The sequence below is a fragment of the Cupriavidus sp. UYPR2.512 genome (genome assembly GCF_000379565.1).
GTDB lineage: Bacteria > Pseudomonadota > Gammaproteobacteria > Burkholderiales > Burkholderiaceae > Cupriavidus.
Window position 1 is genome coordinate 1 of sequence record NZ_KB902863.1, and the last position, 10,818, is coordinate 10,818.

The 10,818-nt window shown below is 62.0% G+C and carries 6 protein-coding genes and 5 pseudogenes; 3 read left to right on the forward strand and 8 right to left on the reverse strand.

What is annotated here, in order from left to right:
• Positions 1-464: pseudogene (locus A3A5_RS44440) on the forward strand (hypothetical protein); the annotation flags it as partial.
• Positions 465-670: 206 nt separating this feature from the next.
• Here A3A5_RS44440 and A3A5_RS0105810 read toward each other — a convergent pair.
• Genes A3A5_RS0105810 through A3A5_RS0105825 form a run of 4 tightly spaced genes read right to left on the reverse strand, consistent with a single transcriptional unit; the run spans position 671 to position 7,033 of the window.
• Entirely contained in the window at positions 671-2,101 is a 1,431-nt protein-coding gene (locus A3A5_RS0105810; RefSeq protein WP_035811884.1) for a TolC family protein, read from the reverse strand.
• Positions 2,102-2,107: 6 nt separating this feature from the next.
• The gene (locus tag A3A5_RS0105815; RefSeq protein ID WP_018309668.1) at positions 2,108-3,235 is read right to left on the reverse strand and encodes an ABC transporter permease; all 1,128 of its coding nucleotides are present in this window, start codon (positions 3,233-3,235) and stop codon (positions 2,108-2,110) included.
• A 3-nt stretch (positions 3,236-3,238) separates the two neighbouring features.
• Complete coding sequence (rbbA, locus tag A3A5_RS0105820; RefSeq protein ID WP_018309669.1) at positions 3,239-6,049, reverse strand: ribosome-associated ATPase/putative transporter RbbA; 2,811 nt, start codon at positions 6,047-6,049, stop codon at positions 3,239-3,241.
• Between the two features lie 3 nt (positions 6,050-6,052).
• Complete coding sequence (locus tag A3A5_RS0105825) at positions 6,053-7,033, reverse strand: HlyD family secretion protein (protein ID WP_018309670.1); 981 nt, start codon at positions 7,031-7,033, stop codon at positions 6,053-6,055.
• Between the two features lie 174 nt (positions 7,034-7,207).
• Between A3A5_RS0105825 and A3A5_RS37720 the strand changes: the two are divergent.
• Together A3A5_RS37720 and A3A5_RS40515 are read left to right on the forward strand one after the other, a co-directional pair.
• Positions 7,208-7,473 (forward strand): annotated as a pseudogene (locus A3A5_RS37720) (IS6 family transposase); the annotation flags it as partial.
• 157 nt (positions 7,474-7,630) lie between these two features.
• A pseudogene (locus A3A5_RS40515) lies at positions 7,631-7,888 on the forward strand (DDE-type integrase/transposase/recombinase); the annotation flags it as partial.
• A 12-nt stretch (positions 7,889-7,900) separates the two neighbouring features.
• Here the strand turns inward: A3A5_RS40515 and A3A5_RS40800 are convergent.
• The 4 genes and pseudogenes from A3A5_RS40800 to A3A5_RS0105840 all read right to left on the reverse strand — a co-directional run.
• A pseudogene (locus A3A5_RS40800) lies at positions 7,901-8,065 on the reverse strand (DDE-type integrase/transposase/recombinase); the annotation flags it as partial.
• Between the two features lie 25 nt (positions 8,066-8,090).
• A complete protein-coding gene (locus tag A3A5_RS0105835; RefSeq protein WP_018309672.1) occupies positions 8,091-9,338 on the reverse strand; it encodes a S9 family peptidase in 1,248 nt (415 codons plus the stop codon).
• Between the two features lie 410 nt (positions 9,339-9,748).
• Positions 9,749-9,966 (reverse strand): annotated as a pseudogene (locus tag A3A5_RS44445) (IS110 family transposase); the annotation flags it as partial.
• Between the two features lie 217 nt (positions 9,967-10,183).
• The gene (locus A3A5_RS0105840) at positions 10,184-10,387 is read right to left on the reverse strand and encodes a cold-shock protein (RefSeq protein ID WP_018309673.1); all 204 of its coding nucleotides are present in this window, start codon (positions 10,385-10,387) and stop codon (positions 10,184-10,186) included.
• Positions 10,388-10,818: the final 431 nt, after the last annotated feature.

A 10,818-nucleotide genomic window follows, 5' to 3' on the forward strand; every position in this document is an offset into this window, starting at 1 on the left:
CCCGCTCACCGAACGTCGCGCTGCCATACCGCAAATGCAATGCTGCCACCAACTCCTTGCGTGTCGTCATGCTGATTTGCCTCGTCACCTCGAGCCGCTCCCGCCGGACAATCCGACGGGTAGCAAACTACGTGAGGCAACAAGTCAGCGCGAGTTGCAATTCTGATGAGTCAATGCGCCGGCCAAGATGGTTGTCGCTGGACAGGCCGTCCTGCTTGACGCTATCTAGATATGCGCGCAAAACGCTGAACCGGCACCGCGATCACCTATGGATGCTCGGTGGACATCTCATTGAAGTGCGTTACGAAGATCCTGAGGCTGCTGCCTTGGACGCTCGCACACTTGTGCTTCAGCAGGTCCATGAATACGGCGGTCCATTGATCTCCCGTCACCTCGACGAGCAAGCGCAAAGCGCTTTCGATGCCACCTGCAAAAAGCTGTCTCGCTTCCTGTGCCCTCTGTGAACCACCTCAAACTACCCACAGATACTCCCGACGATCCCAAAAACGAAAACGCGCAACCAGTTGGTCCATAGCACGGGAACTCGTACCCATCCGGACAAAGCCATGCACATGGCCTCGCCGCGCTGGATCCGGGCTTTCACGATCATCGCCGCGACTACCGCCAGACGCCGATTACTCTCCGATGTGGTTCGGAAACGCGAACAGGGTCACTCGGTCGCCCAGCCGCCGCCGAGCGCGAGATACAGCTTCACCGTCGCCAGCGCGGCGTCTGTCTGCGCCTGGGTAAGCGCATCTTCCCGCTGCAACGCGTCGATCCGCGCATCAAGGACCTCCTGCAACGTGCGTTGTCCGCCTTCGTACAACCGCCGCACGCTCTGCGCATTGCGCCGGGCGAGATCGAGCGACGCGTTCAGGCGGAGGCTGCGAGCGTCGAATCCGTGGCGCACTCCATATGCGTTGGCCACTTCTTCGAGCGTTCGAAGCACCGTTTTGTCATGCTGCGCGAGCGCGGCCTGCAAACGCGCATCGTTCGCGGCGACGTTGGCGCGCAGGCGCCCAGCATTGAAGATTGGCAGATCGGCACCAATGCCGATGAGCCCACCGGTGCCGGACAAGCCCGGTAGCCCGTCGAGATGCACATGCCCGTAGAGGCCAATGAACGTCAGATAGAAGCGCGGCAGGAGATCGGCTTTGGCGCTGCCAAGTCGCGCCGCCTGCGCACGCACGAGTGCCGCGCTCGCCCGCACGTCAGGACGGCGTTCGAGGACAGACGATGGGACTTCGCCCGACGGCACAGCCGGAATCGTCAACGGACCGGGCGGCCCGAGCGGCGAGGCCTCCTGCGCTGCACGGCCTGTGAGCACGGCGAGACGCCTTTCGCGCACGGAGATCGCGCTCGTCAGGGGTGGCCGCTGGGCCTCGCGCTGTGCAATCTGGTCATCGATCCGATCAACGTCATAACGCGTTGCCTGACCGGCTGTGAAACGTGCATCAACATAGCGCCGCAACGCCCGCAACGTGATAATGCTGCGGTCGAGCACACCCAGCCGGCGTTGTAACCCGCGCGCTTCAATATAGTTTTGCGTGACTTCCCCGGCGATCGCGATACGCGTGCCGCGTAGCCGCTCCAGCGCCGAGTCAGCCATCGCCGTAGCTGCCTCGGCGTCAATCGTGCGGCGCCCGAACAGGTCGACTTCCCAGATCGCGGTCACGCCGCCCGCCCAGGCGTCGAGGTCGGGCGAATCGTCGGGTGCAATCTGCAGATTGCGCAGGTTGCCAAACGCGTGCGCGGCGCCGGCCTGCGCGGACAGCGACGGGTAGCGCGCCGAATCGGCCACCGCCGCGATCGCGCGCGCCTCGAGCACGCGCGCCTGCGCAGTAAGCAAATCGTCGTTCGCGCGCAAGGAGGCATCAACATAGGCAGTCAGTGCGGGGGCCTGCCACGCCTGCCACCAGTTCTCGAGGTCGGCGGAAGCGGTGTCCGCCGGGGGCGCTTCCGCGAACGCAGCGGGCGCGGCGCGCGACGGCGGCACCTCTACCTTCACTAGCGAGCTGCAGCCGATGAGCGTGGCCGCAAAACACAGCGCCCAGAAGAGCACTGGCGCGGAATGAGTCGACGGGTAGCGTGGACGGATCATCGAGGTTCAGCCTTGTTGCGCGAGCATGGAGCGAAAGCGCGTGAGCGCGAGCAGCAGAAAGAGAGCGCCTGCGGTGCTGACGCCGGCAATCTGCGGCCAGACGATATCGAAGCCCGCGCCACGAAACAGAATGGCCTGGGTCAGCGATACGAACTGCGTGGTCGGCAGCAGCTTCACCAATGGCTGCATTGCGATCGGCATGCTTTGCACCGGCGTCGCGGCGCCCGATAGAAGATACGCGACGGCATAAGTCGGCACCGTGAGCAGGCCGAACTGTGGCATGGCGGGCGCGAGCGTCGCCAGCCACATGCCGAGCGCCGTTACGGAAAACAGATATAGCGCAGTACTGAGCGCGAAGAGCCCGAACGAGCCCTGCAGCGGTACGCGCAGCCACAGATTGACCACAAGCACGAGCGACAGCAGCGAAACCGCGAAGATGACGAGGCCATTGGCGAGGATCTTTGCGACGGCGATCTCGCTCGCACGCACGGGCATCACGAGCAGGTGCTCGATCGTGCCGTGCTCGCGCTCGCGGATCACGGCCGCGCCTACGAGAATGATCGACAGGACAGTGACGTTGACGACGATCTGCATGGTCGAAGTGAACCAGTACGATTCGGTGTTCGGATTGAACAGAACATGCACGACAGCGCGTGCGGGCAATTGCGCCTCGGCGTTGCGTGCACGCAGGAATGCGAGCGTTTCAGTAACAAAGATCTGCTGCAGATACGTGGTGCCAAGTCCCGCCTGGGTCATCGCAGTCGCGTCGACGAGCACCTGCACACTCGGTTCATGGCCGGCGAGCACGTCGGCCTCGAAGCGAGGAGGAATCTCGATGGCGAAAATATACGTGCCGCGATCGAGCGCCGAGTTGATGTCGCGCCGGTCCACATTGACAGGTGGCTTGAAGTACGGAGGCTGGACGGCAACGCGTAGCCGCCGCGAAAGCTCCGAGTGATCGGCGTCGACGATGGCGACCGACGCGTTCGAGACTTCCGCCTTGATGCCTTTCGCCACCGAATACACGGCGAAGGTGAACGCGAACACTATCAACGCCATGAGTGTGGGGTCGCCGAACAGGCTGAAGATTTCCTTTCGTGCGAGCCGGGCGACGTTGCGAAACCATTGCAGCATCGCCTATGTCTCCTGCTTCGAGAGCAGGCACCACGCGCCGATCAGATAGGCGAGCGCGAAGCCGAGCAACGCGATGTACATCGTGCCGAAACTGTCCGCGCCGAGTCCCTTCGTAAAGCTGCCGAGGCTCACGAGCTGGAACCATGACGACGGAAAGCCCACGCCGACCCAATAGCTGCTGCCTGTGAGTGTCGAGACGGGATAGAGCAGCCCCGAAAAATTCACGGATGGAATCAGGCAGAGGATCGCCGTGCCGAAGATCGCCGCGACCTGCGAGCGAACGAACGCCGATACGAGCAAGCCGAGTCCCGTGGCCGCTAGCACGAACAATAGCGCGCCGATGGTAAGCGCGACGAACGAGCCTTTCAGCGGAACGTGCAGCACCGACACAGTCAGCACGACGAGCAACAGGTAGCTCAGCATCGCAAGCGCCGCATACGGCATCTGCTTGCCGAGCAGATATTCGCCGACGCGAGCGGGCGACGCATAAAGGTTCGTGATCGAACCCATTTCCTTTTCCCGCACGACGCCGAGCGCGGTCAGCATCGTGGGAATCAGGATCAGGGCGAGCATGATGATGCCAGGGGTGATCGCGTAGATGCTGCGGAACGTCTCGTTGTAGACGAAGCGCGTCTCGGTGCTCATCGGCAGTGCGGATTGCACAACCGGCGCGCGTGCCATCTGAACGCAGACGTAGCGAAGCAACACGGCGTTCACGTAGGTGTCGATCGTAGCGCCGGGAAATGGACTCGATCCATCCACGTAGAAAGCGACCTCGGGACGCCGTCCGGCCAGCAGGTCGCGACCGAAGCCGGGCGGGATGTCCACGACGAGTTGCACGTCGGCACTGCGCAAGAGACGCAGCGCGTCCTCGGCACTGCGCGTCTCGCCCGAAGGCACGAAATAGTGCGAGCCGGCGAACTGCTCGATCAGCTCTCGGCTCGCGACAGTGCGATCGCGGTCGAGTGTGGCGAAGCGCACGTTGTCGACGTCGAATGAGACACTCCATGCAGCGGCCAGCAGCAGGACGATCGGGCCGAGCAACGCGAACGCGAGTCGTAGCCGGTCGCGCGCGAGTTCGAGCGTTTCGCGGCGCGCGAATGCCCAGATACGAGCGAGCGCGGGCATCGCCGACAGTGCTCGGGATATCGTGCTGGCTATTGCCCCCGCGTGGCGCGTGTGGCGGGGCGAATCGCCAGCGTCGAGCGCTGGTGTGGTGGCTGCCTTCGTCAGTTCAGCTGATTGTGCCTCGCCGCGCTGCGCGTCCTCGAGCCACGCGACGAACGCGTCTTCGAGCGTTGCCGCATGGCGCGCTTCCCGCAGCGCCTGTGGCGTTCCGACCGCGAGGACACGCCCCCGATGCATGAACGAGATGCGGTCACAGCGCGCGGCCTCGTTCATGAAATGTGTCGAGATGAAGATAGTTACATGTGCTTCGCGCGAAAGCCGGGTCAAGTGCCTCCAGAACATGTCGCGTGCACCGGGATCGACGCCCGAAGTTGGCTCATCGAGGATCAACACTTCCGGCCCGTGGAGACAGGCGGCGGCCAGTTGTAGCCGCTGGCGGATGCCGAGTGAGAGGCTAGCCGGGCGCGCGTCGGCACACGGACCGAGGTCGAAGTCCAAGAGCGCACCAGCGACGGCGCGCGTCGCATGATTGCCCTCCATGCGATAGAGTCTGGCATGCAGGTCGAGATTCTGACGCACGCTCAACTCTTCGTAGAGCGAGAACGACTGCGACATGTAGCCCACCTTCATACGGGTGACCATGTCGCTCGCCCGGACAGGTTTGCCGAGCAGCATTGCCGTGCCTTCTGTCGCGTCCAGCAGGCCCGTCAGCATTTTCATCGTGGTCGTCTTGCCGCAACCGTTCGAGCCGAGAAAGCCAAAAATTTCGCTGCGTTCGATGCGAAAGCTCACATGATCAACCGCGACGAACGAGCCGAAGTGACGTGTGAGGCCGTCGGCCTCGATTGCAGGCGGCCCTTCGGCTGGCTGGAGCGGCGGAATGGCCTGTGCACCGGTACCAGCCCGCTTGTACGCCGGCAGGAGCGAGACATAGGCAGATTCGAGGTCCTGTGTGCCGGCGCGCCGCAGCACGGCGGCGGTGCTGTCACTGACCACAACACGGCCATCGTCCATGCCTACCAGATGCTCGAACCGTTGTGCCTCTTCCATATAAGCCGTCGCCACGATGACGCTCATGCGTTGATGCTCGCGGCGCAAGTCGTCGACTAGTGTCCAGAATCGCCGCCGCGAGAGCGGATCAACGCCAGTGGTGGGCTCATCGAGAATCAGCAGATCGGGGTTGTGCACGAGGGCGCAGCACAAGCCCAGCTTTTGCTTCATGCCGCCGGACAACTTGCGGGCAGGCCGGTCGAGAAAGGGAGCAAGACCCGTCGCGTCGAGCAACCGCGCGATGCGTCGCGCGCGCTCGCGGTCTGCGAGTCCGAACAGCCGCGCGAAGAAGTCGACGTTTTCGTGGACCGACAGCGTTGGATAGAGATTGCGCCCCAGCCCCTGCGGCATGAACGCAATGCGCGGCAGGATGCGGTCTCGCGCCGCGCGCACTCGCAAATCCGCGCCGAGCACCTTGATTTCGCCACGTTGCACGCGCTTGACCCCGGAGATAAGGCCAAGCAACGTAGACTTGCCGACGCCGTCCGGACCAATCACGCCAATTGTGGTGCCCGCTGGCAATACCAGTGAGACATCATCGAGCGAGCGCGTCGCGCCGTATTCGTGCGACACACCGGTGATGCGAATCGCCTCGGCATCATAGCCAGGCCCTGCGCCTTCGCCTCCCAGCGCCATCGTCTAACTCCCGCGCACGGCGAGCGCCCGGGGCCAGGGCTGCGAAGGATCGATTCGCACATAGCCTTCGCCTGTCATGCCGCCTTTCAGGCGCGACGCGAGCTTGCGCGCGACGTCGAGCGGTAGCTGGAGTTTGACGCGGTACATCAGCTTTGCTCGCTCACTAGCGGTTTCGACGTACTTGGGCGTAAACTGCGCGTCGTCCGAGACATACTCGATGCGCGCCGCGATAGGCTCGTGAGGGAATGCGTCGAGCACGATGCGCGCGTCAGCGCCGACTGCTAGCTCGCCCGCCTGCGGACCCGGCAGAAAAATCGCGAAATAGATGTCGTCGGGGTTGAGCATCGACACCACGCGGCCGCCGGCGGGCAGGACCGTGCCGACTTCGACCACGCGATACTCGACGCGGCCCGCGAGCGGCGCGCGTAGCGTCGTGTCGGCAAGTACGGCCTGAAACCGCGCGATCTGGGCGTCGGCTTCCTCAACGGCGGCTTGGGCTTCCGTGCGCGCTGCGCGCGTCGCGCCTTCGCCCGCGTGCGCGCCTTCCAGCGCGAGCCGGCGGCGATCGCGCTCTACGGCCGAAATCTGCGAAGCGTCGAATAGTTTCTCCGCCTGCGAGACTTCGAGCCGCGCGAGCCGTACTTGGGCGACGCTTGCATCGAGCTGGGCGGCCGCGCGGATGGCAGCACCAACCGCGCGTTCACGGGCCGCCTTTGCCGCGTCGAGCTGGGCGCGCAGTTCGTCGTTGTCCTCGCGTGCAACGACGGCGTCAGCTACGAGCACGTCGCCTTCATGTACGGGCAGATCGACGATGCGGCCGCCATACTTGACGGCGACGTCGACCCGCGCGAGTTCGAGCCGTCCGTTTGCGTGGACCACGTAGTCCGGCAGGGCGCGCCCCCGGTCGCGCTCCCAGACGATTCCCGTGCCGATCACGGCAATGAGCGCGATTGCTGCGAGCGCCCATCCAATACTCTTCTTCATCGGCTACCTTTGAATGTGCTGAATGTTTTCCGCGACATCTGAGACACGAATATATGCTTGCCCATAATTTCTAGAGCTGCAGATAGTCGATGCCTTTCGCGATGGGCATCCGAACGGATCTGTCGCCATAAGGCGGTCTGCTATGCTGACGGGCCTTAATGCGTGACTTGGTCGATGACCGAGAAGCTGAGTCCGGGTGTGGCAAAAGTACTCAAACGGTTGCATTACCCGCTGGACATGATGTTGCTGTGCGTTCGGTGGTACGTGGCCTATCCGCTGAGCCTGCGTCATCTCGAACAGATGATGGCCGAGCGCGGGATTGCGGTCGATCATTCGACCGTTCATCGTTGGGCACTCAAACTGTTGCCCGTCCTGGAGAAGGCGTTTCGGCGGTGCAAACGGAGGGTCGGCAGGAGCTGGAGGATGGAAGAGTGAAATACAAAGCAAACTGCTGGCACGGTGGAACGGTGTCGCCTTTGTTCGAAACGACACTTCAGCGGAGAGCCGGATGCGCTGAGAGGCGCACGTCCGGTTCGGGGAGGAGAGGCAGGGAAATAGTTCGACTACGCCCTGTCTCTTACTCCACTTCGAATCAGGGGTGAGTGGCGGTATCTCTACCGGGCTGTCGACAAGGCAGGCAGCACCGTTGATTTTCTGCTGCGAGCCCGACGGGACAAGGCTGCGGCCTGGGCCTATTTCGAAAAGGCAATCGACCAGAATGGCGAACCCGAGACCGTGACGATCGATAAGAGCGGATCGAATCTGGCTGCCTTGCAAGCGATCAACGCCAGGCGGGAGGCGCCGATCAGGGTCCGTCAGAAAAAATATCTGAACAAGGATGGGAGAGAGTGCCCTATCGCCATCGTTCATCTGGCCTTTGCGAATCATATGCATGGTCTCGATTCCACCCAGAATGATGCGTGCGCAATGAAAATTCTTGAATCCCATCATTGGGCGGATGCGACGCTTGATGGCCCGGTGATCCTGTTCGACAATGTTGTCCTCTATAGTTCGGCGCTCTCGCCGCTCAGCTTCCTTATTGCGACAGTACCCTTAGTCACACCCCCAGTGTCTCGTCAAGCCAGTCGAACATACGGGCATTTGCGAGGCGACCTGCCCCCAACTCACAATGAGCGCCCGCACCCTCTGCATTGGTAAACGTCATCAGCACCTTTGAGCAGGTGAGATGGTCGTATAGCTGCTGAGGTTGCCCGTTGTAGAACAGGTCATCCTCGGCGTCGCACACGAGCGTTGGGCAGCGAATTTGCTCGGCGATGCCGCCCGCCAGCGAATAGTCGAGTGTCTTGCGAATGTATTCACTGGGCGTATCGGCGCCGAAGCACCACATCCCGTGGCTAATCGCCCAGCGCGTTACGGGCGATGCCATCATGGCCGCTTCCATCGCCCGGTCTATGCGCGGCGCTGGACCGGCCCGCAACTCTGTCAAGAACGCGTCACGCACGCCTTCTGGCCAGCGGCCCACATGGACAGCGCCATAGTCGTAAACGCCGTCGTTGGCGATTACCGCTGCAATCCGATGTTCAAAGGCGGCCGCGCGGGGCGCAAGATAGCCACCCAGGCTTATACCGCAAAGGGCGATGCAGGACGGGGCAATACCGGGTAACGTCAGCGCGAAATCGACCACCGGCGTGATGACCTTTTCCCAATCGTGCCGGAAGACAAGTCCCTCGTTGTGCAAAGGCCCGAACTGACCTGGACCGTCAAAACACAGCACATGGTATCCGCGCTCCACTGCGGCCCGTGCTTGGCCCCAGTGCAGTTCTTCGGCGGAGCCGTCGAAGCCGCTATGCAGGATCAGCAGCGGCCGCACCCCTTCGCCGGCGCGGTGGAAATAGCCAGGCAACGAGGTGCCTTCATAAGGAATTGCTATCGGCTTGATCTCAGGATCGTGCAGCGCTGCCGCCGCCCAATAGCAGGCGACCGAGCGATCATAGGCACGGCCGATACGAGGGTCCTGCGCATTGGCATGCAGGAAGAACTCCGACGAGCGATAGTAGTTGCAGGCACGGAGGTAGCTGTCGCGAGCACTGATTCGATGGCTGCGGGCAAACTGCCTATCGCCCTCAGCCGCAATTCTGTCCGCCATGGCGTTCCAGGCTTCGAACCAGCTGTCGTAGTCGCCCGCCGCGATGCGGGCGCTAACCGCCATGACCTCGCCAAAAGAGCCGCCGCCGTACTCGTCGGCGCCGAACATGCGTACCGTCTCGAACCAGAATTGTTCGTCACCCGGGAAAAGCAAGGTGGATGGTCTTGCGGCCGGATTCACAACTGTTTGCGTGGTCATGGCGATTTCCGTTAAAAGTGTTTCGCCGCCTATTGTTGCGCTTCGAACGCCTCAGCCCTCTTCAGTACCCGTTCAGGACACTCGCCTGCACGATGACCAACCCCGCCTCCATCGCTGACCAAATGCCGTCGCTGACGTTTTCGGGCGCAGTGCGTCGCGATCCCCCTCACGCGTACCTGCCCCATTCACCCCCTATTACCTCGTCCGGCCTTCAATCGATCTAGCCGAAACTGTTTCTTGAGCCTGCTCTGGATGCATTTTCTGCGACACGATCAGAACTATGATCCCAATCAAGGTGCTAACCGCCACTATTACGAGCGAGCGCGCAAACGAGTGTTGAGGCGTTTTCGCAGATACACCGTTCTCTTCCTTCGTTGCCGTACGCGACTTGAACAGCTTGGCGCGGCGCAATGCAGCGACAGCATTGTCTGTTGCACCCGCGTTTTGACCGGTACAAAACGCATGTTCGGTCGTTGTATCCCCTCGCAGATTGCGTGGGCGTCAGCCGCATCGTTACGTAAGGCCGCACGAACTGCGGGGCAACCAGTCGAACAGCGTGTCCGAGCTTCGCGAGCTCGCGGCTCCAGCAATGCGACGAGTCGCACGCTCTCATGCCGATCACACACGGTCGAGCGCTGCGAAATACCGGAGTACATCCGCGCGTCGTAACTGCTTCGCACAACCCATGTGGCCTGGCCGTCACGACTTCTCCACATCGGCGTAAATCCTTTCGCCGCTTAGCGGGAGTCGTTCATCACATGAGCCATTGCGACAAAGCCCCTCGGTGCGATGGCCGGCGCGCACGCGAGAGCCCAATTTCATGGCTGCGCGTGGCATCCGTCGGGCTAGAGCGGCTGGATGTTGGCAGCCTGTTTTCCCTTGGGACCCTGCTTCACCTCGAAGCCGACTTTCTGACCCTCCTGCAGGGACTTGAATTCCTTCCCCTGTACCTGGGAGAAGTGCGCGAAGAGGTCCTCGCTGCCGTCATCGGGCGTGATGAAGCCGAAGCCCTTTTCATCGTTGAACCATTTCACCGTACCGGTTGCCATTTTGCTGCATGCCCCGAAAGCATTGCGTGAAGACGTCGCAGCTTCGTGCGGCTTACTATGCTGCCGCACCCTGCCGACATGGTTTCATGTTAAACCGCCGCAGAAGTCGATTTGTTGATTTGCCTCAAAAACTGACCGTGAGGCGGTGCGGACAAAAACCTGCAACTGGTTGCGGGTTTCTCAAGGCTGCCAAATTTGCCTGAAGTCCTTTGTGGGTATGACTTTCGCCGATTTCCGCCGTGATCCGCTAGAATTCCCGATCTTTGGCGGTCGATAATGGCGCACAGCCAGCAATGGCAACGGATTCCAACGGAATTGAGCCGCGGGCAGTTCGAACAATTTGTCTTGCCGCACCTCACGGCAGGAAGCCGGGGACCGGCATCCAAACTGACCGCGCACGCGATCTTCAACTACATCCTGAAACTGCTTTA

Excerpts from the sequence above, each read along its gene's own strand:
- A3A5_RS0105815 (WP_018309668.1), bottom strand. The coding sequence starts at position 3,235 with ATGCTGCAATGGTTTCGCAACGTCGCCCGGCTCGCACGAAAGGAAATC.
- A3A5_RS0105835 (WP_018309672.1), bottom strand. The coding sequence starts at position 9,338 with ATGACCACGCAAACAGTTGTGAATCCGGCCGCAAGACCATCCACCTTG.
- A3A5_RS0105825 (WP_018309670.1), bottom strand. The coding sequence starts at position 7,033 with ATGAAGAAGAGTATTGGATGGGCGCTCGCAGCAATCGCGCTCATTGCC.
- A3A5_RS0105840 (WP_018309673.1), bottom strand. The coding sequence starts at position 10,387 with ATGGCAACCGGTACGGTGAAATGGTTCAACGATGAAAAGGGCTTCGGC.
- A3A5_RS0105810 (WP_035811884.1), bottom strand. The coding sequence starts at position 2,101 with ATGATCCGTCCACGCTACCCGTCGACTCATTCCGCGCCAGTGCTCTTC.
- rbbA (WP_018309669.1), bottom strand. The coding sequence starts at position 6,049 with ATGGCGCTGGGAGGCGAAGGCGCAGGGCCTGGCTATGATGCCGAGGCG.